The 24,383-nt window shown below is 56.5% G+C and carries 21 protein-coding genes; 11 read left to right on the forward strand and 10 right to left on the reverse strand.

The window, feature by feature from the left end:
* Positions 1 to 444 precede the first annotated feature (444 nt).
* The 5 genes from hofQ to pilM are packed head-to-tail and all read right to left on the reverse strand — an operon-like array spanning position 445 to position 3,854.
* Entirely contained in the window at positions 445 to 1,704 is a 1,260-nt protein-coding gene (gene hofQ / locus ACXIZX_RS17740) for a DNA uptake porin HofQ (protein WP_479404647.1), read from the reverse strand.
* On the reverse strand, positions 1,649 to 2,026 hold the full coding sequence (locus ACXIZX_RS17745; RefSeq protein ID WP_479404648.1) for a HofP DNA utilization family protein: 378 nt from the start codon (positions 2,024 to 2,026) through the stop codon (positions 1,649 to 1,651). The genes hofQ and ACXIZX_RS17745 overlap by 56 nt, the downstream gene beginning before the upstream one ends.
* Entirely contained in the window at positions 2,016 to 2,510 is a 495-nt protein-coding gene (locus ACXIZX_RS17750) for a HofO family protein (RefSeq protein WP_479404649.1), read from the reverse strand. The genes ACXIZX_RS17745 and ACXIZX_RS17750 overlap by 11 nt, the downstream gene beginning before the upstream one ends.
* A complete protein-coding gene (locus tag ACXIZX_RS17755) occupies positions 2,503 to 3,045 on the reverse strand; it encodes a PilN domain-containing protein (protein ID WP_479404650.1) in 543 nt (180 codons plus the stop codon). Before ACXIZX_RS17755 ends, ACXIZX_RS17750 begins: the two co-directional genes overlap by 8 nt.
* Positions 3,045 to 3,854, reverse strand: coding sequence for a pilus assembly protein PilM (gene pilM / locus ACXIZX_RS17760; protein WP_479404892.1), 810 nt, complete (start codon positions 3,852 to 3,854; stop codon positions 3,045 to 3,047). The genes ACXIZX_RS17755 and pilM overlap by 1 nt, the downstream gene beginning before the upstream one ends.
* Before the next feature lie 149 nt (positions 3,855 to 4,003).
* On the opposite strand from pilM, the gene mrcA reads away from it, so the two are divergent.
* A complete protein-coding gene (gene mrcA / locus ACXIZX_RS17765) occupies positions 4,004 to 6,550 on the forward strand; it encodes a peptidoglycan glycosyltransferase/peptidoglycan DD-transpeptidase MrcA (RefSeq protein ID WP_179453231.1) in 2,547 nt (848 codons plus the stop codon).
* 105 nt (positions 6,551 to 6,655) lie between these two features.
* The gene (locus ACXIZX_RS17770; RefSeq protein WP_479403509.1) at positions 6,656 to 7,984 is read left to right on the forward strand and encodes an IS4 family transposase; all 1,329 of its coding nucleotides are present in this window, start codon (positions 6,656 to 6,658) and stop codon (positions 7,982 to 7,984) included.
* 53 nt (positions 7,985 to 8,037) lie between these two features.
* Here the strand turns inward: ACXIZX_RS17770 and nudE are convergent, their stop codons facing one another.
* Positions 8,038 to 8,604 (reverse strand): ADP compounds hydrolase NudE, encoded by a 567-nt coding sequence (gene nudE, locus ACXIZX_RS17775; RefSeq protein WP_008107898.1) that lies wholly within the window; start codon positions 8,602 to 8,604, stop codon positions 8,038 to 8,040.
* A 397-nt stretch (positions 8,605 to 9,001) separates the two neighbouring features.
* On the opposite strand from nudE, the gene ACXIZX_RS17780 reads away from it, so the two are divergent.
* The 5 genes from ACXIZX_RS17780 (at position 9,002) to pckA (ending at position 15,075) form a co-directional block, all read left to right on the forward strand.
* Positions 9,002 to 11,143: an intracellular growth attenuator family protein gene (locus tag ACXIZX_RS17780; protein ID WP_008107900.1), complete on the forward strand. Its 2,142-nt coding sequence runs from the start codon at positions 9,002 to 9,004 to the stop codon at positions 11,141 to 11,143.
* Positions 11,144 to 11,196: 53 nt separating this feature from the next.
* Positions 11,197 to 11,865, forward strand: a complete 669-nt coding sequence (yrfG, locus tag ACXIZX_RS17785) for a GMP/IMP nucleotidase (RefSeq protein ID WP_061719735.1) — start codon at positions 11,197 to 11,199, stop codon at positions 11,863 to 11,865.
* Positions 11,866 to 11,883: 18 nt separating this feature from the next.
* Positions 11,884 to 12,285 (forward strand): ribosome-associated heat shock protein Hsp15, encoded by a 402-nt coding sequence (gene hslR, locus ACXIZX_RS17790; protein WP_008107905.1) that lies wholly within the window; start codon positions 11,884 to 11,886, stop codon positions 12,283 to 12,285.
* A gap of 23 nt (positions 12,286 to 12,308) precedes the next feature.
* Positions 12,309 to 13,181 carry an Hsp33 family molecular chaperone HslO gene (gene hslO / locus ACXIZX_RS17795; RefSeq protein WP_061719737.1) on the forward strand — a complete coding sequence of 291 codons (873 nt, stop codon included), beginning with the start codon at positions 12,309 to 12,311 and terminating at the stop codon, positions 13,179 to 13,181.
* A gap of 274 nt (positions 13,182 to 13,455) precedes the next feature.
* Positions 13,456 to 15,075, forward strand: coding sequence for a phosphoenolpyruvate carboxykinase (ATP) (pckA, locus tag ACXIZX_RS17800; protein ID WP_179453069.1), 1,620 nt, complete (start codon positions 13,456 to 13,458; stop codon positions 15,073 to 15,075).
* A 90-nt stretch (positions 15,076 to 15,165) separates the two neighbouring features.
* Here the strand turns inward: pckA and envZ are convergent, their stop codons facing one another.
* Both envZ and ompR read right to left on the reverse strand, forming a co-directional pair.
* The gene (gene envZ, locus ACXIZX_RS17805) at positions 15,166 to 16,530 is read right to left on the reverse strand and encodes a two-component system sensor histidine kinase EnvZ (protein ID WP_008107911.1); all 1,365 of its coding nucleotides are present in this window, start codon (positions 16,528 to 16,530) and stop codon (positions 15,166 to 15,168) included.
* Positions 16,527 to 17,246, reverse strand: coding sequence for an osmolarity response regulator transcription factor OmpR (ompR, locus tag ACXIZX_RS17810; protein WP_001157751.1), 720 nt, complete (start codon positions 17,244 to 17,246; stop codon positions 16,527 to 16,529). Before ompR ends, envZ begins: the two co-directional genes overlap by 4 nt.
* Before the next feature lie 512 nt (positions 17,247 to 17,758).
* Here ompR and yjbE point away from each other — a divergent pair.
* Positions 17,759 to 17,998: an exopolysaccharide production protein YjbE gene (gene yjbE / locus ACXIZX_RS17815; protein WP_179453070.1), complete on the forward strand. Its 240-nt coding sequence runs from the start codon at positions 17,759 to 17,761 to the stop codon at positions 17,996 to 17,998.
* A 63-nt stretch (positions 17,999 to 18,061) separates the two neighbouring features.
* Here yjbE and greB read toward each other — a convergent pair whose 3' ends face one another.
* On the reverse strand, positions 18,062 to 18,550 hold the full coding sequence (gene greB / locus ACXIZX_RS17820; RefSeq protein ID WP_061719740.1) for a transcription elongation factor GreB: 489 nt from the start codon (positions 18,548 to 18,550) through the stop codon (positions 18,062 to 18,064).
* A gap of 192 nt (positions 18,551 to 18,742) precedes the next feature.
* Between greB and ACXIZX_RS17825 the strand changes: the two genes are divergently transcribed.
* The gene (locus ACXIZX_RS17825) at positions 18,743 to 21,067 is read left to right on the forward strand and encodes a Tex family protein (protein ID WP_479404893.1); all 2,325 of its coding nucleotides are present in this window, start codon (positions 18,743 to 18,745) and stop codon (positions 21,065 to 21,067) included.
* Between the two features lie 116 nt (positions 21,068 to 21,183).
* Positions 21,184 to 22,869: an alpha-amylase family glycosyl hydrolase gene (locus ACXIZX_RS17830; protein ID WP_179453071.1), complete on the forward strand. Its 1,686-nt coding sequence runs from the start codon at positions 21,184 to 21,186 to the stop codon at positions 22,867 to 22,869.
* Here ACXIZX_RS17830 and bioH read toward each other — a convergent pair.
* Positions 22,853 to 23,623: a pimeloyl-ACP methyl ester esterase BioH gene (gene bioH / locus ACXIZX_RS17835; protein ID WP_179453072.1), complete on the reverse strand. Its 771-nt coding sequence runs from the start codon at positions 23,621 to 23,623 to the stop codon at positions 22,853 to 22,855. The genes ACXIZX_RS17830 and bioH overlap by 17 nt on opposite strands.
* Positions 23,624 to 23,658: 35 nt before the next feature.
* Here bioH and gntX point away from each other — a divergent pair, with 35 nt between their 5' ends.
* Entirely contained in the window at positions 23,659 to 24,336 is a 678-nt protein-coding gene (gene gntX / locus ACXIZX_RS17840; RefSeq protein ID WP_179453073.1) for a DNA utilization protein GntX, read from the forward strand.
* Positions 24,337 to 24,383: the final 47 nt, after the last annotated feature.

The following is a 24,383-nucleotide window of genomic DNA, read 5'->3' on the forward strand; positions in this document are numbered from 1 at the left end:
GCGTTCAGCGTAGCTGGCGGGACAGGAACTGAGACCTCATGAGCGTTAACAAGAGTCAGACGGAAAATTATCTCAACACTCATGGCCGTTTGGCAACCGAATAAATTGCCCCCGGCGACCTCTTAACAGGACCGGTCTGTGGTTCGCGAGACGGTAACGCACCTCCGCTAATCCGCTATATTTCGTGCTACAGGCACGCTGGCCGGGGTCATCCACTGTAATCGCTTACCGATGTAAGCACAGTGCATTCACTCATTTAACGTCTTACTGGAGCTCGAATTATTTTGGAGATATTTCTTTTGACGTCAGTATCGCTTGTGACCAACGTCATTCGGAAGGTTATTCTGCCGCGTTCCGTTACACCGTTTTGAAAATCGCTAAACCTTGTAAGCTAATTCCAGCCCTGCGTCAACGCAGTTGGCCTCACAGAGCGAATTTTCCGCTTTATCCGGCAGTAAGCGCTGCTTCCCTGACCAGTCGGGGAGTAATAAAGATCACCAGCTCCTTTTTCTTCTGCTCATCGGTTTGCTGGCGGAACAAATTGCCCAGTAACGGCAGATCGCCAAGCCCGGGCACGTGTTTTTCGCTCTGCGAACGCTGCTGCTGGAAAATGCCGCCCAGCGCTAAGGTTTCGCCATCGCGCAGCGTCACCTGAGTCTCGATCTCCTGCTTATCAATACTCAGCACCTGATTGTCGCCAATGTTTAGACTGCGTCCCGGCAAGTTCTGACTCAGCCGTAATTTGAGCTGGATGCGGCCATTTCCCAGCACCACTGGCGTCACCTCCATGCCTAAAACCGCTTCCTTAAATTCAATGGCCGTCGCGCCGCTGTTGCCTGATTTCACCTCATAAGGGATTTCCGTGCCCTGCTTGATGCTGGCGGTTTGCTGATGCGAGGTAAATAAGCGCGGACTGGCGATGATTTCGATTTGGTTCTCCTGCTCCAGCGCGCTCAACTCGAGGTTGAGCAATTCTCCGCTGACCTGGCCCAACGTCACGCCAGCGCGAAACGCCGGATTGCTCACCGCCAGTGGGATCTCAAGCAACGGGTTGCGAAGCGCTTGCGTAACAACTTCTGCCGGTGACGTGCCCCAGTTAACGCCCAGCTCGCGCAGATGCTCTTCATTGATGGTGACGATGTGCGCGGTGAGCTCAACCTGCTCGAGCGGTAAATCCAGCGCTTTTAACCAGCGTTCGGTGTCACGCAGCGCCTCAGCCGTGTCACGCAGCAGCAAACTGTTGGTGCGGCTATCGACCGTGACGCTGCCGCGCGGCGACATCAACGAACGCTCGGCTTGCAGGCTACGATAAATATCACTGGCGCTGGCGTAATGCAGCGTCACGGTTTGTTGCTGGAGCGGCGTTTGCTGTTTTTCCTCCTCGCGTTCCTCCTTTTCCTGTTGCACCTGCAGCTGTTGCCAGCTTTCCGGGTAGACCAGCAAAACGCCCTCTTCCTGCACCACGGTGAGTTTTGCCAGCTGTGTCACCAGAGCAAGCGCGCGATCCCAGCCAACATTGTCTAAGCGCAGCGACAGCCGACCTTCAACGCCCGGTGCGATCAGCAGGTTAGTCTGTTGATAATCGGCCAGCGCCTGCAAAATACGTTCAACCGGCGCATCATCAAACGTCAGGCTTAAGCGGTCATCATTAGCGCGCAGCGGCATGCTCAGACACAGCAGCATCAGTAACGTCATCCATTTCATAAAAACCTCCTTTTATTACCCATGTGATTTGCTGCGGCGTGCAGCTTTGTGCTGCACTCAACACCAGCGTGCGCGACGTAAGCTGCACGACCTGCCAGGGCGACTGGGGTAAAGACGCTTGATTATTCAGCCGATGGCTTTTGCCTTGTGGCGACACCAACCACGCCACGTAGTGCGTCGCCGTGCCAATAATGCCCTGCAAACGCCAGCCTTCTGGGGCAGCCACCTGCGCCTGACACAGCGTTTCTGTCAGCGGCTGGAAAGGGTCACGCGCCAGCGCCAGCGAGCTACAGAGCAATAACAGCAATGCGCTACTCCGCATCGTCACTCTCCAGCCAAAGTTGCGTGTTCAATACGCCCTGCTCGGCTTGCAGCTGAAAGCGTTGTGGCACCGGTAATCGGGTGCTGGCTAATTCGCTAAACAACGGCAGAAATTGCGGCCAGATCAGCCTTAGCTGCAGCTGTTGCGGCTGGCTATCCGGATGCCAGGCTTCCAGCTGATTGCCGCGTGCCGCCACGATTCGCTCCAGCGTTTGCTGAGCGTCTGCATCCTTCTTGGGTTGCTGAAGCAGACTAATCTCGCTCTGCAAGGCATCAATCGCCGGAAGTGAAGCCAGCTGTTTTAGCCGCTGTTGCTGCTGTTGCCGCATCTGTTCCAGCTGCCGCTCTTGCGCTTCACGCATCTGCTGCTGCGGACGAAGCAGCACAATCCACATCAGCGCAAACAGCAGCAGCGCTAACATCGATAACCACACCATGCGCAGCGGCAGCGTTAGCATCAGCCAGCGCTGCAGGAGTTCATTCATCTGTCGCCTCCTGCACCCGCGCATGCAAAGCAAAGCGATAGGCGCCGCCCATCTCGCGCTTTACACTGCCCTGCTTTACGCTGCTGAACAGCGGCTGGGTGATGAGCTGATGACGAAAATCACTGACCGCCGCCATGCTCTGCGCCTGCCCCTCCAGCACCAATTGCCCTTGCCGGCGTTCGAGGCGATTCAGCCACAAGGTGTCAGGCATTAACTGCGGCAGTTGCTGCCAAAAATGCTGCCAGCGCTGATGCTGCTCTTGCCGCTGCAGCTGTTCCTGCTGCGCCTGAAGCACTGATTCACGCAGCTTCAACAGCGATTGCTGCTGCTCCAGCTGTTGCTGCAGCGTGTTGAGGAGAAAGGTGATATCCATCAGTGCGTTCGTCTGTTGCTGCCGCGCACTGACGCTGCGCCACCACAGTAATGAGAAGATGAGCAAGGTAACTGCCAACGTGAGCAATAGCAGCGAGATGCTCTGCTGGCGCCGCCGCTGCGATTGCTGAATGCGCCAGGGAAGCAGATTGACCGCCAGCATTAGACATCCTCCGGGCGCAGCGCCAGCCCAAGCGCGATGGCAAAAATACCTTCCTGCGCAGGCAGCGGCGGTTGCAGGTAATGCAGCAGCGAAAAGGGTTTACAGCGTTTAACCTGCTCCTCGGGCAAAACCAGGTTTGAGGTGCAGAACACGCTTTCCATCTGCGGGAAGGTTTCGCGCAGTTGCGCAAGGTTGAGAGGTTCGGTGGCCGCGCCTGAAGTGGCACTTTCACCCGCCAGCGTCCACAGCCAGTGATCGCTTAGCGGATGAATCAATAACTGGTTGTGGCGTAACGGCAGCCGCATGGCGATCTGCGTCAGCGCCAGGCTGCTCAGTTCGAACACGTCCGGGCGCAGACCGGCCTGCTTGAGCGGCGTCAGCCATTGTGCAATCACCTCACGCCGCGCGGCGGTGACGCACAGCGAAGAATCTTTGCCCGGCGATCGATAATCCAGCGACAGCGAAGCGGGCTCGACGGGAAACAGGCGCTGTGCGGAAGCCGCCACATAGCGCCCCAGCGCGGGCTCACGCAGCGAGGTTTCCGGCATGGGCAAAGTGCGTTGCAATACCAACTGCGGCGGCAGGCCAACGCGCAGTGAATAGCGTTTCGGCAGTTGGCGCTGCCAGCGCCCTAACATATCCAGTAACGCAGGCGTGGTTTGCAGCACGCCGTTTCTTAACGTATCTTGCGGCAGCGTTTGTTGCCACCAGTGTCGCAACTGCCAACCATGACGTCGACGTTCGATGCCAAGGGCGCACAGTTGCCCGTTTTGGATGTCCAGTCCAATTTGCCAGCGCTGAAAAGCCATACGCATGATCTCCTTATCATTGAAGGTAATGAGCTCCAATACCCGGCCAACTTCAATTATTGCGGGTATATCAAAGCGTCAGGCTTGTCTTTATACTACCGCGCGGTTGCTTATAAACTGCTCAAACGACAACAGATGGGAATTCTCAGGTGAAGTTCGTAAAGTATTTATTGATCCTTGCAGTGTGTTGCATTTTGCTGGGAGCCGGCACGGTTTATGGTTTGTACAAATACATAGAGCCGCAGCTGCCTGATGTGAACACATTGAAAGATGTGCGCCTGCAAACTCCTATGCAGGTTTACAGCGCGGATGGCGATTTGATCGCCCAATACGGCGAGAAGCGCCGTGTCCCGCTGACCCTACAACAGATGCCGCCTGAGTTAATCAAAGCGTTTATTGCCACCGAAGATAGCCGTTTCTACGAGCATCACGGTGTCGATCCGGTGGGGATTTTCCGTGCAGCCAGCATTGCGCTGATGTCCGGTCACGCCTCGCAGGGCGCCAGTACCATTACTCAGCAGTTGGCGCGTAACTTCTTCCTCAGCCCTGAACGCACCTTGATGCGTAAGATTAAGGAAGCGTTCCTCGCGATCCGTATCGAACAGTTGCTGAGCAAAGATGAAATTCTTGAGCTCTATCTCAACAAGATTTATCTCGGCTATCGCGCGTACGGCGTGGGCGCGGCGGCGCAGGTCTACTTTGGTAAACCTATTGATCAACTGTCGCTGAGTGAAATGGCGATGATTGCAGGATTGCCAAAAGCCCCTTCGACCTTCAACCCGCTCTACTCTCATACGCGTGCGCTGGCGCGTCGTAATGTGGTGCTGGCACGTATGCTTGACCAAAACTACATCACGCAGCAGCAATATAACGACGCGCGTAACACGCCGCTGGCGGCCAGCTATCACGGCCCGGAAATCGCTTTCTCTGCACCATATTTAAGTGAAATGGTGCGTCAGGAGATGGTGAAGCGTTACGGCGACAGCGCTTATGAAGATGGCTACAAGGTTTACACCACCGTTACTCGCCATCTGCAGGAAGCTGCGCAGCAGGCGGTGCGTAACAATGTGATGGCGTACGACATGCGCCACGGCTATCGCGGACCGACCAACGTGCTGTGGAAAGTGGGCGAAGCGAGCTGGGATCAAACCCGCATCCAGAACGCGCTGAAAAATCTGCCGACTTACGGACCGCTGAATGCGGCGGTAATCACCAGCGCCAGCGCCGATCAAGCCACGGCAATGCTGAAAGATGGCAGCAGCGTCACGCTGAATATGGCGGGCGTGCGCTGGGCGCGTGCTTACAAATCTGACACGCTGCAAGGCCCAACGCCACGTAGCGTGACGCAGGTGCTGCAAGCTGGTCAGCAGATTTGGGTGCGTAAAGTGAATGATGATTGGTGGCTCGGCCAGGTTCCGGCGGTGAACTCCGCACTGGTGTCACTCAATCCAGAAGATGGTGCGGTTCGCGCGCTGGTCGGCGGCTTCGACTTCAACCAGAGCATGTTCAACCGCGCGACCCAGGCGCTGCGCCAGGTGGGCTCCAACATCAAGCCATTCCTGTATACCGCAGCGATGGATCGCGGTTTAACCCTGGCATCAATTCTCAACGACGTGCCGATTTCGCGCTGGGATGCCGGTGCGGGTGCTGACTGGCGTCCGAAGAACTCACCGCCTACTTATGCGGGTCCAATCCGTTTGCGTCAGGGTTTGGGCGAATCGAAAAACGTGGTGATGGTGCGTGCGATGCGTGCGATGGGCGTGGATTACGCGGCAGAATATCTGCAACGTTTCGGCTTCCCGGCGCAGAACATCGTGCATACCGAATCGTTAGCGTTAGGCGCGGCGTCCTTTACCCCAATGCAGGTGGTTCGTGGCTACGCGGTGATGGCGAACGGCGGCTTCCTGGTCGACCCGTACTTCATCTCCAGGATTGAGAACGAACAAGGCGGCGTGATCTTTGAAGAGAAACCGAAGATTGCCTGTCCGCAGTGCAACTTGCCGGTAATCTATGGCGATACCAAAAAGTCGGTCGCGCTGAACGAAGAGAGCGTCGAGAATGTCGCGACCTCCGATCAATCGCAGAATCAAACTGTGCCGCAGCCAGAGCTGGAGCAAGTTCCTGCCCAGCCGCAGCCGGGTGGCGAGCAGCAGTATGCACCGCACGTGATCAACACGCCGCTGTCATTCCTGATCAAGAGCGCACTGAACACCAACATCTTCGGCGAGCCAGGCTGGATGGGAACGGGCTGGCGTGCCGGTCGTGACCTGAAGCGTAATGATATCGGCGGAAAAACCGGTACCACCAACAGCTCGAAAGATGCGTGGTTCTCCGGTTACGGTCCGGGCGTGGTGACGTCGGTGTGGATTGGTTTCGATGATTCACGCGCGCTGGGTCGCTCAACCATGTCCGGCGCGATTCCGGATCAGATTTCCGGTTACGAGGGCGGCGCGAAGAGTGCGCAACCAGCGTGGGATGACTATATGAAATCCGCGCTGGAAGGCGTGCCGGTGCAGCCGCTGACACCGCCAGATGGCGTGGTCACCGTCAACATCGATCGCGGCACCGGCAAGTTGGCCAATGGCGGCAACTCGCGTCAGGAGTACTTCATCAACGGCACGCAGCCGACGGAGTATTCGGTGCATGATGTGGGCACCACCATCATGGACAACGGCCAAAGCCACGAACTGTTCTGATCAAAAAAGCCGGCAAATTTGCCGTAATGCCGATCAGTTAAGGATCAGTTGAACGATCCAGTGGCTGTGTAAGAATCCGGGAACGTTTCGTTTCCGGATTTTTTTATGCAGCTCCGTCAGGCCCTTGATATTGTCTCTTGCTACGATTCTCTGCGTAACCCACTCACTACACTCGCGGATGTCCTTGAGCCCGAACTGATCGCCCGCTGCATTCAGGAGTCAGGCTCCGTTACCCTCCGCAAGCGTCGTCTTACCACCGATATGATGGTCTGGTGCCTTATCGGCATGGCGCTTGAGCGCAAAGAGCCCCTGCACGCCATCGTGAATCGCCTTGATATTCTGTTGCCGGGAAACCGGCCTTTTGTTGCGCCCAGCGCCGTGGTGCAGGCCCGGCAGCGCCTGGGAGACGATGCCGTCAGGCGTGTCTTCGAACAAAGCAGCGACCTCTGGCACGCGCAGACCACGCATCCTGACTGGTGTGGGCTGACGCTTCACGCGGTTGACGGCGTCGTCTGGCGCACGCAGGAAACGCCGGATAATGAAAAGGCTATCGCCCGCACAAAAACGGTTGCCGGTGCATCGCCCTATCCGCAGGTACGCGTGGTCTGCCTGATGGAGCTGACCAGCCATCTTATCGGCGGCGCCGTGATGGGCTGCCAGAATGAGAACGAAATGATACTGGCGGAAGGGCTTATCCCACGCGTCCCCGACAACAGCCTGACGCTGTTCGACAAGGGCTATACCTCGTTCGGCCTGCTCAGCGCCTGGCATCAGGCGGGGGAAAACCGTCACTGGATGATAGCAGCCCGCAAAGACCTGCAGTACGAAGAGGTACGCCGCCTGGGAAAAGGAGATGCGCTCATCCGTGTTAAAACCTCCCCTCAGGCGCGGAAGAAGTGGCCTCATCTGGCGGAATATGCAGAGATGAGGCTTATCAGCCGGGAAATTAAAGGAAAGACGTGGCGGTTCCTGACGTCGATGACGGATGCGATGCGCTATCCGGGGAAAGAGATAGCGGACCTGTACAGCCATCGCTGGGAGATAGAGCTGGGGTATCGGGAAATCAAGCAGGGGCTGCAGGATAACCGGCTGACGCTGCGCAGCAAAAAACCGGAGATGGTGCGTCAGGAGCTGTGGGGCGCGCTGCTTGCGTATAATCTGGTGAGATATCAGATGATAAAAATGGCGTCGACGCTTAAGGGATACTGGCCTAATCAGCTGAGCTTCAGCGAGTCTGCGGCCTGGGTCATGAAGCTGCTCTGGACGCTTGAGGGCGCGTCACCGGGGCGGATCCCGGAACTGGTGAAAAATGTGGACGCGATAGCGCAGATAGTCAAACTGCCGGGGCGACGGGAGAGGTCGTTCCCGAGAGTGGTGAAAGAGAGGCCCTGGAAGTACCCGACAGCCAAAAGAAGAAATGCCAGTCAGGCTTAACTGACTGGCATTAGGCAAACTTGCCGGCTTTCTTTTTTATACCATGATGAAATTTAGTAGCTTAAACGGCCCTGCTTCACCAGCCACTCGCGCACCATAAACAGCGCACTGACGTTACGCGCTTCGCGGAAGTCCGGTTCCTCCAGCAGCGCCAGCAGATTATTCAGCGGCCAGCGATGGACAATCAGCGGCTCCGGCTCATCGCCTTCCAGCTTCTCTTCGTACAACCCTTCCGCCACCACAATATTCATCTTGCTGGAGAAGTAAGAGGGCGCCATGGTCAGTTTGCCCAGCGCTTCCAGCTTTGTGGCACCAAATCCCGCTTCTTCTTTCAGTTCACGATCGGCCGCTTCAAAGGCGCTTTCGCCGGGATCGATCAGCCCTTTCGGAAAGCCCAGTTCGTAACTTTCCAGACCGACGGCGTACTCCTGAATCAGGATCACGTCATCGCCAATAATCGGCACAATCATCACCGCTTCACGATCGGAAGGTTTCATGCGTTCATAGACGCGGCGCGCGCCATTACTGAAAGCGAGATCCACCGCTTCGATAGTGAACAGGCGGGAGCGGGCCACCGCTGCCACATTGAGGATATCAGGTTTTTTCATTGGGGTTTTCATATCAGCCTCAAACTTAGCACAACCCTGTGAAACGTGATGACGCCAGCATACCGAAGCCAGAACTATTGTGCGACACGCAGCGTAAGTAAACTATGGTGACACATATTCACTTACGGCTGCTAACAACTTCTTGTTATCTATGCAGTTAAAAATTCACAATAAGTCAACGGTGTATTGTTAAATTCAGAAAATACCGATATTTAATTGAGTCATGTCTGGTTAACATCCCGTTGAGGAATAATCTAACAAACTATAATTAAATGATTTTGCGCGTTATTTTATCTGACTTTTCCCTTGTCAGAATGACATCTGCTCGCCAAAATTGACTTGTATTGATGGATTCACCGGGAGTAAATCGTTAACGTGAAGGCAGTTTTTTGGCTGGATTGAGCAAAGCATGAGCACTTATATTGTCATTCTGGCTGTCATGCTCGCCTGTTCCCTCTTAGCAGGTATCGGCTATTGGTACGCTATGCGGCATCGTCCGCCGTTGGCGAAACCACTGCCGTTTATCAGTCCGCCTAATCGCAAGCTCACCGACGAAGAACGCACCGCTGTTGAAAAGTACATCGCGCTCATCGCCAAACAGCAGCAACACAGCAGCGCACGCTCGGCAAAGAAGTCGCGCGAACCTGAAGCGCTTACGCTTACCGCGCAAAGCAACAATGTTTACCCTGTCACCCGCTCCATCACCCGCTATGGCCTCTCCACCGACGATCCGCAGAAATGGCGCTACTATCTCGACGAAGTCGAAGTTCATCTGCCGCCGCTGTGGGAACAGTACATCGCCGAAGAGAACTACGTAGAGCTGATCCGCACGCAAACGCTGCCGCTGGTGATTTCACTGAACGGACATTCGCTGGTGAATTACGCCGTGGAACAACCGGCGCTGCCGCCGCTGGTGCGTCCGATGTCCACCAACGCATCGATTCGCAAAGAAGAGAGCGAAAACGTTGAGTTGCTGCAGGTACGCAAAGAGACCTCGGAAGAGTATCAACTGTCACGCGCCGACGGCACGCGCGAAGCGGTCGCCATCTGTTTCGCGTTCCTGCTGTTCTTCCTGAGTCTGGTGCTGCCCGGCAGCCTGATGGGCTGGATTGCCCTGCTCGGCTGCCTGATGATCGCCGTCAGCCTATGGTTCCTCTATCGTTTCCCTGGCGCCAAAGGCTTACGTGATGTGCATTGCCTGCGCGGCGCGCCTAAGCGCTGGGGCCTGTTTGGTGAATCCAATCAGGAGCAGAGCAATATCTCGCTGGGCATTATCGATTTAATCTATCCCGCGCACTGGCAGCCATACGTAGCACACGATCTAGGCCAGACCACCGACGTCGAGATGTATCTCAATCGTCAGGTGGTGCGTCAGGGTCGTTTCCTATCGCTGCAGGACGAAGTGCGTAACTTCCCTGTGCAGCGCTGGCGTAAAAATCTGGTGCTGGCATGCGGTTCGCTGCTGGTGCTGGTGATGCTGTTCACCTGGATTCCTCTCAGCATGCCGATCAAACTCAGCCTTGCGTGGGTGAAAGGCACCGAGAGCATTGAAGTGAATAGCGTGGATAAGCTGAATGCGCTGCCGCTGCATATCGGCGACAGCCTGAAAGTGGCTGGCACCGGCATGTGTTCGGTGCCGGGCAATTATCAAAGCAATCGCAGCTACGCTTACATGCCGTTCGACTGCTCAGCGATTTACTGGAATAACGCCGCGCCGCTGCCACAGCCGCAATCAGACATCATCGATAAAGCCTCCGCGCTGCTCGATACCACCACGCGCCAGCTGCATCCGGAAACTAACACCGATCCCAAACTCAACCCGCAGCTGGCCTCGGCGATTCAGAAATCCGGCATGATTCTGCTGGATGATTTCTCCGATTTGGTACTGAAAACCCAGGATCTGTGCAGCCAGCAGCAGGATTGTGTACGCCTGAAAAATGCGCTGGTGAATCTCGGCAACGCCAAAGATTGGGATTCACTGATTCACCGCGCGGATTCCGGCAAGCTGAATGGCATGAACGTGCTGCTGCGTCCGGTCAGTGCCGAAGCGCTGGAAAACCTGGTGAACACCGCCACGTCCAGCTTCTTCGCGCGTGAAACGCGTCGCGCGGCGGAAAATCTCAACAGCCCGCCGCCGGGTGGCTTCCTGATTATCAGTGATGAAGGTCGTCAGATGGTGACGCAGCCGCAGCCGTCGGTCGCGCTGTTTGATCTTGATGCACCTTCACAATGGCGCGAACTGCAACGCATGTCCGGCATGCTGCTGCACACACCGTTCGCCGCCAGCGGCATCATCACCAGCATTACCACCGATGCCAACGGCACACGCCATATCGCGCTGCATAACGAGCCGGATGCCATGGCGCAGTGGCGCTATTTGGGCACCGCGCTGTTGATGCTGGTGCTGATTGCCAGCGCGGTGATCAACGGCTTGCTGGCGCTGCGTCGTATTCATCGTAATCGCCTGCGCATGGCGGAAATTCAGCAGTATTACGATAAGTGCTTCAACCACAATCTGAACACTATGCAGAGCGTGCGCTCGCTGTTCTGAGCCCTTCCCTTCTGTGCTACCCTGTCGCCCACTTTTTTGCGGCGAGAAAGAAAATGCAGGTTACGCTTAACTGGTCAGAGATTGATACCGTGCTGCTGGATATGGACGGCACCTTGCTCGATCTCGCCTTCGACCGCCACTTCTGGCTGGAACACGTTCCGGAAACCCTGAGCCGCGAACGCGCCATCACGCTGGGCGAAGCGCATCAGCTGATTGAGCAGAAGTATCAGGCCGTGGTGCATACGCTAAACTGGTATTGTCTCGATTACTGGTCGCAGGAACTGGCGCTGGATATTCGCGCCATGACGTGGGAGAAGCGCCACCGCGCGGCAATGCGTGAAGATACGCTGCCGCTACTGCAGGCGCTGCGTGCCGCAGGTAAACGCACCATTCTGCTGACCAATGCGCATCCCTACAATCTGGATGTGAAACTGGAGCAGACCGGATTAGCTGCCCACCTTGATTTATTACTTTCCACCCATACCTTTGGATATCCGAAAGAGGATCCGCGTCTCTGGCAGGCCGTTCAGCAACATACTGCGTTTGACAGCGCGCGCACGCTATTCATTGATGACAGCGAAGCGATTCTGGATGCAGCGACAAGTTGGGGCATTCGCTGGTGCTTAGGCGTCAGCAATCCGGATTCCGGTCGGCCCGATCAATCTTTCCAGCGTCATCCGGCGGTAGGCGACTATCGTCAATTGTGCGAGACGCTGCGTTAAAGCAGGAGCCGCAATACCATGAAAGAGAAAGTGAGCGAAGGCGTGCGCCTCGATAAATGGCTGTGGGCCGCGCGCTTCTATAAAACGCGTGCGCTGGCACGTGAAATGGTGGAAGGCGGCAAAGTGCACTACAACGGTCAGCGCAGCAAGCCGAGCAAACTGGTGGAGCTGAATGCCGAATTAACGCTGCGCCAGGGCAACGATGAGCGCACGGTGGTGATCACCGCAGTGACCGATCAGCGCCGCCCGGCCAGCGAAGCCCAGGCGCTGTATGCCGAAACCGCCGCCAGCATCGACAAGCGCGAGAAAACTGCGCTGGCACGTAAGATGAATTCACTAACCATGCCGCACCCCGATCGTCGCCCGGATAAGAAAGAGCGCCGCGATCTGATGAAATTTAAATTGTCGGGCGATAAATAACGCGCCCCAACGAGAGAAACACTATGTCTACAAACGATCAACTGCACCGTTATCTTTTCGAAAACGTCGCCGTGCGCGGCCAGCTGGTAAATGTGACCGAAACCTGGCGTGAAATTGTCGAAAATCACGACTACGTTGAGCCGGTAAAAACCTTGCTGGGCGAGCTGCTGGTGGCCACCAGCCTGCTGACGGCAACGCTGAAGTTTGACGGTGATATCACGGTGCAGTTGCAGGGCGACGGTCCGCTGACGCTGGCGGTGATCAACGGTAACAACCGTCAGGAGTTGCGTGGCGTGGCGCGCGTGCAAGAAGACGCAGAGATCGCACCGGGCAGCAGCCTGAAAGAGATGGTCGGCAACGGCTATCTGGTGATCACCATCTCGCCAGAGAAAGGCGAGCGCTATCAAGGCGTGGTTGGCCTGGAAGCGGATACGCTGGCGGGTTGTCTGGAAGATTACTTCATGCGTTCTGAGCAGCTGCCAACGCGCCTGTTTATCCGCACCAGCGACAAAGGCGCAGCCGGTATTCTGCTGCAAGTGTTGCCTGCGCAAGAGTCGAACCTCGATGATTTCAATCACCTCGCTACGCTGACGGAAACCGTGAAAAGCGAAGAGCTGATCGAATTGCCAGCGACCGACGTGTTGTGGCGTCTGTACCATCAAGAAGAAGCCACGGTGTTTGACCCAACGCCGGTGAGCTTCAAGTGCACCTGTTCACGCGAGCGCTGTGGCGAAGTGCTGAGCACGCTTCCAGTGGAAGAAGTAAACGAAATCCTCGAAGAGGATGGCGAAATCGACATGAATTGCGACTATTGCAATTCGCATTACGTGTTCGATGCGGTAGATATTGCCGCCCTTCGCAACGCGCCAACCAACAACAGCGATCAAGTACATTAATCACCTGCCGGGCGGTTCATCCGCCCGCTTTCCTGCTGAACGTATCCCTATCATTTATCACGGTTATTAGCTAAATAACGCTGACTTTAGTTTCATAAGTGGCAGATTTCTCTACTTGTCACGTTCCAGCTCGCATTTCTGACTATCTTCTCTTTTCCGCCGTGCTCAGAAGAGTACACTGCGCGCGATCTGCCCTGCGTGGCTATGCAGGCAGGCAGCAGAATCACCCCATAAAAAATATGCAGTAACAGATACCGATTAAAGGAGCAGTCACATGCGCGTTAACGGCCTGACATCGCAAGACCTCGCCTCTATGGGCATCAGCGGCACCACCGAAGTGGTGTACAACCCTGATTTCGACACCCTGTTTCAGGAAGAAACTCGCCCAGAGCTGGAAGGTTATGCGCGAGGCATTCTGACGCAGAGCGGTGCTATTGCCGTGGATACCGGCATCTTCACGGGTCGCTCGCCAAAAGATAAGTACATCGTTCGGGATGACACCACGCGCGACACGCTGTGGTGGAACGATGTCGGCAACGGCAAAAATGATAACCAGCCGCTGTCACAGGAAACCTGGCAGGCGTTAAAAGACCGCTGCACCCAGCAGCTTTCCGGCAAACGTCTGTTTGTGATTGATGCGTTCTGCGGTGCCAATCCCGACACGCGCCTCAGCGTGCGCTTCGTGATGGAAGTGGCGTGGCAGGCACACTTCGTCAAAAACATGTTTATCCGCCCGAGCGAAGCCGAACTGGCTGACTTCAAACCGGATTTCGTGGTGATGAATGCCGCGCAGTGCACTAATCCAGACTGGCAGGCGCAAGGTCTGCACTCCGAGAACTTCGTCGCCTTCAACCTGACCGAACGCATGCAGCTGATTGGCGGCACCTGGTACGGCGGCGAAATGAAGAAAGGTCTGTTCGCCATCATGAACTACCTGCTGCCGCTGAAAGGCATCGCTTCGATGCACTGTTCGGCTAACGTCGGTAAAGCGGGCGATGTAGCAGTGTTCTTCGGCCTGTCCGGTACCGGCAAAACCACTTTGTCCACCGATCCGGATCGCCAGCTGATTGGCGATGACGAACACGGCTGGGATGACGATGGCGTGTTCAACTTTGAAGGTGGCTGCTACGCCAAAACCATCAACCTGTCTGAGCAGGCGGAGCCGGAAATCTACCGCGCGATTCGCCGCGATGCGCTGCTGGAAAACGTGGTGGTGCGCGCCGATGGCACCGTTGATTACGCCGACGGCAGCAAGACCGAGAACACCCGCGTCTCGTATCCGATTGAGCATATCGAAAACATCGTGCAGCCGGTGTCCAAAGCGGGCCATGCCAAGCGAGTGATTTTCCTCACCGCCGATGCCTTTGGCGTACTGCCGCCGGTTTCACGCTTAACGCCGGAACAGACGCAGTATCACTTCCTGTCTGGCTTTACCGCCAAACTGGCCGGTACCGAGCGCGGCGTTACGCAGCCAACGCCAACCTTCTCCGCCTGTTTCGGCGCGGCGTTCCTGACGCTGCACCCCACGCAATATTCCGACGTGCTGGTGAAGCGGATGGAAGCGGCAGGTGCGCAGGCGTATCTGGTGAATACCGGCTGGAACGGCAGCGGTAAGCGCATTTCGTTGAAAGACACGCGCGCCATCATCAATGCGATTCTGGCCGGTGAGCTGGATGAGGTTGAGACTGAAACCTTGCCGGTGTTCAACCTGCAGATACCTAAAGTTCTGCCGCAGGTGAATAGCGCGATTCTCGATCCGCGCCGCAGCTGGCCGACAGAAGCGGCCTGGCAGCAAGCCGCGCAGGATCTGGCGCAGCGCTTTATTACGAACTTCGAGAAGTATACGGATAACGACGCCGGTAAGGCGTTGGTGCAAGCCGGGCCGCAGTTGTAAGTTAAAATCTGATGGGGCATTTGTGCCCATCAGATTTTGTAGGGTGGGCATTTATGCCCACCTGGTCAATAACCGCAACATTCCCAATGATCACGAACTGTGATTAATACTCACCACCGCCGTACTGCTATTACCTTCCGGAATCGGCAACCAGGCACGAATCCGTAATCCGCCGCGATCGCTATCACCAATCTCCAGCGAACCTTCATGCGCATCGATAATACGCTGCACAATCGCTAAACCGAGGCCGGTGCCGCTGGTGCTGCGCGCGCTGTCGCCGCGCACAAACGGCTGGAACAGATGCTGTAGCTGATCCGGCTTGATGCCCGGACCATCATCTTCCACCTGGAACCACGCGCGGTTGAGCTCCTTGCCGCTGCTGACCTTAATCCATCCGTTGCCATAACGCGCCGCGTTGACCACCAGATTCGCCAGCGCGCGCTTGATTGATAGCGGGTTGATATCCAGCATCAAATCCTCGGACATCACCGCATTCTCAATCTCGCGCTCGTAGCCGCTCTCTGCCGCCACCACTTCGCCCAGTACGCTGTTCAGGTCGGCGCGCTCGGTCTGCATCTCCTGACCGGTGCGCAGATAATCGATGAACTGCTCGATGATCGCGTTGCACTCTTCGATATCTTTGTTGATCGACTCCGCCAGATAACCATCCTGCTCGCCCATCATCTCGGTGGCGAGACGAATACGCGTTAACGGCGTACGCAAGTCATGGCTGACACCCGCCATCAACAAGGTACGATCGTCGGCCAACTGCTTCACACCGGCCGCCATCTGGTTAAACGCCCGCGTTACCGAACGCACTTCCGACGCGCCGTATTCACGCAGCGGCGGCGGAATAATGCCTTTACCGACCTGTAACGCCGCATGCTCCAGATCCACCAAGGGTCGGTTCTGGATGCGGATAAACAGCCAGGCGCCGCCAATCGCCAGCAGCATAATCGCCAGCGTGTAGCGGAACAGCGGTGAGAAGTCGCCCTGATGAATTTCGGTGAGCGGCACGCGCACCCAGATATCTGGCGACAGCCAGGTTTTCAGCCACACCACCGGCGAGTTTTTATTCACCTCGACACGGACATCGGTGGGACCGCCCAGCTGCTGGCCCATCTGCTCACTGAGGAATTCGTAATGTTGCGCCCAGCGCAAACCGCTCTCTTCCGCCGCCGCGTTGGTATACAACGAGATGCCCAGCTCACGATAAATTTCGCGTCGGAAGGCCGGCGGCACTTCCAACTGAGTTCCATCTTCCAGCTGCAGCCGATCGGTCATCAACATACGCACTTCGTACGCGAGGACCTTATTGAACTGCTGCAAGCTGGGAAGAATGGCGAAATTGAGCACCACCAAATAGGTTGTTACCAGGCTGACGAACAGCAAGGTAACAATCAATAACAAGGTGCGGGCAAACGAACTGCGGGGTGAGAAGCGCAATCGCCTCATGCTTTGCTGCCGTCCGGAACGAATACGTAGCCAAGACCCCAAACGGTCTGAATGTAACGTGGATGCGCTGGATCTTCTTCCACCATGCGGCGCAGACGCGAAATCTGCACGTCGATGGAGCGTTCCATGGCGCTGTATTCACGGCCACGGGCCAGGTTCATCAGCTTATCGCGTGACAGCGGCTCACGCGGATGGCTCACCAGCGCTTTCAGCACGGCAAACTCACCGCTGGTCAGCGGCATTGGCTCATCTTCACGGAACATCTCGCGGGTGCCGAGGTTCAGCTTGAACTTACCGAAAGCGATAACCGCTTCTTCCTGCGAAGGCGCGCCTGGCAATTCGTTGGCCTGACGACGCAGTACGGCACGAATACGCGCTAGCAGCTCGCGCGGGTTAAACGGTTTTGGAATGTAGTCATCCGCACCGATTTCCAGACCGACGATACGATCCACTTCCTCGCCTTTCGCGGTGACCATGATGATCGGCATCGGGTTGCTTTGACTGCGCAAACGGCGGCAGATAGACAAACCATCTTCGCCCGGCAACATCAAATCAAGCACCATCAGGTGGAAGGATTCGCGGGTTAACAGACGATCCATCTGCTCGGCGTTGGCAACGCTACGCACCTGAAAGCCCTGCTCGGTGAGATAGCGCTCCAGCAACGCACGCAAACGCATATCATCATCGACGACCAGAATTTTGTAGTTCTCTTGCATGTTCAACTCCCAAAGGCGCCATTGCCTGAGCCAATATTGTTAAAAAAAGAGGCCTCAGTGTGACAGTCATTAATGGTTTATATTCTAGCCGAAATTGTTACAAAGCATATTAAACAGCAGCTTATATTTATTTTTAGCCCTGAAATGCGCTTCGCTTCGCGTTTTTTATCTGTGCTTTCAAGCCGCTTAGCGCTTATCTGAAAATTTGGCGCATTTTCTTTCTGTTACTGGTTCATGACAAAAAATCCCGCCGCCAGAGAGGTGTTCAGGGCGATTTGGCTTAAGGTGATGGTGAAGAATAGGCCTGCGTTATAGTGATGGCAGCATAAAATAGGGCATTTCTCATCGGGAGTGCGCATCTGTTTTCGGAACAATACCTTGCCGATGAAAAACAAGGCCAGCGTTAAATTAATTCCTACAAATCAATCAGTAATCTCCTCTTTCCTCCATTCTCACGATCTCCGACACTGGATTCGTACCTGTTGTTATTGAGTTCACGTGGAGAGAGAAAAATGAAAAAAACGGTAATTCTGCTGGGCGCACTGGTACTGACCAGCGTCACTCAGGTTCAGGCGGCCACCAGCGCCGGCGAAGCGGCGGGCGCGCAGGCATCCACCACGGCGAAGGGTAACTCAGACGCGATCGGTGTTGGCGCAGTCGGCGCACTGCTCGGCGTGGCGCTGGCAACCATGGGCGGCGGCGATAAAGGTGGCAGCACATCCACCACCACCGCAACCCAGGCCGGTAAATAATGCCCGTAGGGTCGCCATTAATGGCGACCGCTTCATGCTCAACTGACCATTTATCGCGACCCGCTACGGCGTCTCTTTCACATATTCAATGCTGTTAACGAACCACAACTTCTGCCCTTCCGGGGTGTTGACCACCACTTCATCATCCACTTCTTTCTTGATCAGCGCGCGCGCCATCGGTGAATCGATTGAGATGTACTCTTTCATGGTCTCGCCATAAATTTCATCCGGGCCAACAATGCGAAAACGCTTCACATCGCCCTGCTCATTCTCCACTTGCACCCAGGCACCAAAGAACACTTTGCCCTCCTGCTGCGGCGCGTAATCAACAATTTTCAGATCGGCGAGGCATTTGCGCAGATAGCGCACCCGGCGATCGATCTGGCGCAGCAGACGTTTGTTGTAGGTGTAATCGGCGTTTTCGGAGCGATCGCCGAGGCTAGCCGCCCAGGAGACGATTTTGGTCACTTCCGGACGCTTTTCATTCCACAAATGGTCGTGTTCGGCACGCAGCTTGTTATAGCCTTCGCGGGTAATCAGTTGGGTTTTCATGACTTCAACTCGTGGTGACGGCGGTTCTTCGCAGCAAAGAGGCTAACAATAAGCGACCGATTGACCATCAGCAAGATTGCGCGCGCTGCATTCAGAAAAAGACGGATTCACGGGCCACCGGCTGGCAATTTTCGGCCTCATTCCGTATAACTGTCCGCTATTTCCAACCCTGTGTAAGCATTGTTAATGATGATGAAAGATTCACTGAGCCAGATTATCGCAGGTGAGCTGAAGGCACGCGCCGACCAGGTTGATGCTGCCGTTCGCTTACTTGATGAAGGGAACACCGTGCCGTTTATCGCACGTTATCGTAAGGAAGTGACCGGTGGACTCGACGACACCCAGCTGCGTTTGCTGGAGAGCCGTCTGAGTTACCTGCGCGAGCTGGACGATCGTCGCCAGTCGATTCTGAAATCCATCGACGAACAGGGCAAACTCACGCCTGAGCTCGCCACCGCCATCAACAGCACGCTGAATAAAACCGAGCTGGAAGACCTTTACCTGCCGTACAAACAGAAGCGTCGCACGCGCGGACAGATCGCTATTGAAGCCGGTCTGGAACCGCTGGCCGACACGCTATGGCAGGCCCCATCGCAGGATCCCGAGCAGCTGGCCGCTGGCTACGTTGATGCCGACAAAGGTGTCGCCGACGTGCGCGCGGCGCTGGATGGCGCGCGCTACATCCTGATGGAGCGCTTTGCCGAAGACGCTACGCTGCTGGCGAAAGTGCGTGAATATCTGTGGAAGAACGCCCATGTGGTGGCGCGCGTGGTGGAAGGTAAAGAGGAAGAAGGCGCGAAATTCCGCGACTACTTCGATCACCACGAAGCGCTAAGCGGCGTACCGTCGCACCGTGCGCTGGCGATGTTCCGTGGCCGCAACGAAGGCGTGCTGCAGCTGTCGCTGAATGCCGATCCGCAGTTCGACGAAGCCCCGCGTGAAAGCTATGGCGAAACGCTGATCGCCGAACACCTCAAGCTGCGCCTGAATAACGCGCCGGCGGATAGCTGGCGTAAAGCAGTGGTGAGCTGGACCTGGCGCATCAAAGTCTTGCTGCACCTCGAAACCGAATTGATGGGCACCATTCGTGAACGCGCCGAAGATGAAGCCATCAACGTGTTTGCCCGTAACCTGCACGATCTGCTGATGGCCGCGCCTGCCGGCATGCGCGCCACCATGGGCCTCGATCCGGGCTTGCGTACCGGTGTGAAAGTTGCGGTGGTGGATGCCACCGGCAAGCTGGTCGCGACCGATACTATTTATCCGCACACCGGCCAGGCGGCGAAAGCGGCCACCGCCGTGGCGGCGTTGTGCGCGAAACATCAGGTTGAACTGGTGGCGATTGGTAACGGCACCGCCTCGCGCGAAACCGAGCGATTCTTCCTCGACGTGCAGAAGCAGTTCCCGCAAATCAACGCGCAGAAAGTGATTGTCAGCGAAGCCGGTGCATCGGTCTATTCGGCATCTGAGCTGGCGGCGCTGGAGTTCCCGGATCTCGACGTGTCGATTCGTGGCGCGGTTTCCATTGCACGTCGCCTGCAGGACCCGCTCGCCGAGCTGGTTAAAATCGACCCGAAATCGATCGGTGTAGGCCAATATCAGCACGACGTCAGCCAAAGCCAGCTGGCGAAGAAGCTGGATGCGGTGGTGGAAGACTGCGTAAACGCCGTCGGTGTCGATCTCAACACCGCATCTGTGGCGCTGCTCACTCGCGTGGCCGGTTTAACCCGCATGATGGCGCAGAATATTGTCAGCTGGCGCGATGAGAATGGCCGCTTCCAGAACCGTCAGCAGCTGCTGAAGGTGAGCCGCCTCGGGCCAAAAGCCTTTGAGCAGTGCGCGGGCTTCCTGCGCATCAACCACGGCGATAACCCGCTGGATGCCTCAACCGTGCACCCGGAAGCCTATCCGCTGGTCGAGCGCATTCTGGCCGCCACCGAGCAGGCGCTGAATGAGTTGATGGGCAATCCAGGCGGTCTGCGCGATCTCAATGCACGCGACTTCACCGATGAGCGCTTCGGCTTGCCAACGGTCACAGACATCATCAAAGAGCTGGAAAAACCGGGCCGCGATCCGCGTCCTGAGTTTAAAACCGCGCAATTTGCTGAAGGCGTGGAAACGCTTAACGATCTGCTGCCGGGCATGGTGCTGGAAGGCGCCGTCACCAACGTTACCAACTTCGGTGCTTTCGTCGATATCGGCGTGCATCAGGACGGTTTGGTGCATATCTCTTCCCTTTCCGACAAGTTCGTTGAAGATCCTCATCAGGTGGTGAAGGCCGGCGATATCGTCAAAGTGAAGGTGATGGAAGTGGATATGCAGCGTAAGCGTATTGCGCTCACCATGCGTCTGGACGAGCAGCCAGGTGAAAGCAATGCGCGCGGCGGCAACCGCAGCGCGGGCAAAGAAAACGCCCGCCCGACAGCCAATAACAAAGGCCGTGGCAAACCGGCCAGCGCTCCGGCGGGCAACAGCGCCATGGGTGATGCGCTCGCCGCCGCCTTCAAAAAACGTTAAGTTCCTGCCTTAAACACGCGCGGAGACATCCCGTCTCCGCGCGCATACCGCCTTGATAATTCTGCTCGTCCATCTACGCTTTGAAAAAATGACCTGCCGCGTGGCCCTGCGATCCAATGGATATTATCAACGCCTTAATCGATGAGATTTATCACGGCAGCTTTCCGCTCGCGGCGCGTGAACGCCTGCTTTCGAACATTCGTGCCGCGCGCGATACGGTAAAACTGCCGCGCAAGGCGCACTGGGATGAGAAAGATGTGGTGCTGATCACTTACGCCGATCAGTTCCGTGAACCCGAACAGCCAACCCTCGCCAGCTTTTCGCGTTTTTATCAGCAGCATCTGCAATCCACTTTCAGCTTGGTGCATCTGTTGCCGTTTTTTCCCTACTCTTCGGACGATGGCTTCTCGGTTATCGATTATCACCAGGTCAATCCGATCTGCGGCGACTGGCAGCACATCAGCGCGCTGCACAGCGAAACGCGCCTGATGTTCGATTTTGTCTGCAACCACATGTCGGCGCACAGCCGCTGGTTTCAGCACTTTCTGGCGCAGGATCCTGGTTGGGATGATTTCTTTATCAGCATGCCGCCCGCCACCGATCTCAGTGCGGTGACGCGTCCACGCACCTCGCCGCTGCTCACGCCGTTTGCGATGGCCGACGGCGAAACGCGCTATATCTGGACCACCTTCAGCGCCGACCAAATCGACCTCAACTTTGGCAATCCGGAAGTGCTGATTCGCATGGTTGATGTGCTGCTCGATTACCTGATCAAAGGCGCGGATTATGTGCGGCTCGACGCAGTCGGCTACATGTGGAAGACGCCGGGCACTAACTGCATTCACCTGCCGAAAACGCATCAGCTGGTGAAGCTGTTTCGCGCCATCGCCAATGAAGTCGCGCCCGGCACGGTGATCGTTACCGAAACCAACGTGCCGCATAAAGACAACATCAGCTATTTCGGCAACGGCAAAGATGAAGCGCAAATGGTGTATCAGTTTTCGCTGCCGCCGCTGGTGCTGCACGCCATTCATTCCGGATCGGCGCGTGCGCTGCGTCAGTGGGCCAGCACGCTGGATTTGGGCGGCGGCACCACGACTTTCTTTAACTTTCTTGCCTCGCACGACGGCATAGGACTGAATCCGGCACGCGGCATTTTGTCGGAAGTGGAGATTGTGGCGCTGGTGCGCGATTTAGCGCTGGAAGGCGCGCTGGTCTCGTACAAGAACAATGCTGATGGCACCACCAGCCCATACGAAATCAACGTCACCTATTTTGATGCGCTGAATCAGCAAGGCGACGACGATGACACGCGGCTGCGTCGCTTTCTGCTGGCGCACGCCATTCTGCTGTCGTTTCCCGGCGTACCGGCGATCTACATCCAAAGTATTCTTGGTTCACGCAACGATAACGACGGCGTGCGCGCCGCCGGTCACAACCGCGCCATCAATCGTCAGAAATATGATCTGCATGAAATGGAGCAGTGGATCAGCGGCAGCAATCCGCTACGTCAGCAGGTGTATGAACGCCTCAGCGCACTGATTCAGCTGCGTACGCGACAATCCGCATTTCATCCCGATAACCCGATGACGCTGCTGGAGAGCGAGAATACCTTGCTGGTGCTGCGTCGCCATCAGCCGGATAGCGAAGAGGGTTTGCTGTGCGTGTTTAATCTCAGTAACCATGACGTGACGACGCAGTTACCGCTGACGCGGCTTGTGCAGGATGTGATTAGCGGGGAGAAGCTGGATGGCAGCCAGCCTTTGACGCTGGCTGCGTGGCAGTTTATGTGGCTGCGGTAAACTCCATTATCAGCTGCGTAAATTCATCCGGGTGAGAAATGAAAGGCGCATGCGCGGCTTTCTCCATCACTACCGAGGATGAATCTGGCCAGCGAGCCTCCAGTTCTTCTGCGATACGACGCGGCACCAGCCCATCGAGATAGCCGTAAATGCGCAGGAACGGCAACGGCAGATCGTCGAGCTCGGCACGCAAATCGTCCTGACGCAAAATCTCTAATCCCCCTTCCAGCACCTCAACCGACGGCATCGGCTGGGATAACACCACCTCTTTCAGCTGACGCGCATCCAGTCGTGCGTTTTCCGTGCCCATGGTTTGCAGTGCCAGAAAGCGCTCCACGGTGCGCTGAAAATCAGTGCTGAGCTGCTGCTGAAAATTTTGCAGTGTTTCAGGTTTGATGCCCGGCCATTCATCACGCGCGGTAAAACACGGCGATGAGGCGACGGTGATCAGCGCTGCAACGCGCTGCGGCTGGGTTAACGCCAGCTGGCTAGCAACTAATCCGCCCAGCGACCAGCCGAGCAGCACTGCGCGATCGGGTAACTGTGGCAACAACCGTTGCGCCATTTCCGCTAAGGTCAGCGGCCCAAAACCCTGGCTGCGGCCAAAGCCCGGCAGATCCACCAGATGCAGGCGAAAATGCGGGCTGAGTCGCGGAATCATGTTTTGCCACACTTCGGCGTTCAAACCCCAGCCGTGCAGCAGCACAAGATCGCGATCGCCCGTGCCTGTGGTGTGCCAGTAAAGCGAACTCATCGGTTACACTCCGGAAAAGTGAAAAGGAGGTCGCTATGCTACCAATCCCGGCACTGTGTTGGCTATGCCGCCTGCCGCTACAGATTGCCAGCCACGGCTTATGCGGCCGCTGCGTGCAGCAGATTCCGCGTCTGCCAGCGCTCTGCCCGTGCTGCGGATTACCGGCTAGCGGAACGCAACCTTGCGGGCGCTGCCTGCGCCGTCCGCCGCCGTGGCAGAGCCTGAGCTGCGTCAGCGATTACCTGCCGCCGCTGAGTGATTGGGTGCAGCAGCTGAAGTTTTCTCGCGTAACCGCACTCAGAGTGATGCTGGCGCGGCTGATTTTGTTAAAATTGTTAACAATGCGTCGTGATTACCGGCTGCCGCGTGTAGATTTGGTGCTGAGCGTACCGCTGCATCGTCGGCGCGCCTGGCAACGCGGCTATAATCAGGCGGCGCTGCTGGCAAAACCGCTGGCTCGCTGGCTGGGCTGTGAATATCGCGAAGGGGTAAAGCGTGTACGACACGGCGCGGTACAGCACTCATTGAGCGCCAGCGCGCGTAAAAAGAACCTGCGCGGTGCCTTTCGCCTTGAAATGCCGGTGCGCGGACGCCATATCCTGCTTATCGACGATGTTGTGACGACCGGAAGTACCGTGGCGGAAATTAGCCGCATCCTGCTGGCGCAAGGCGCGGCCAGCGTACACATTGGTTGCCTGTGCCGTACCTTGTAGAGCGTCGGTGTTGGGCGTATTATAACCAAGTAATTTAGTCAACTATT

Source organism: Candidatus Pantoea symbiotica, assembly GCF_056491525.1.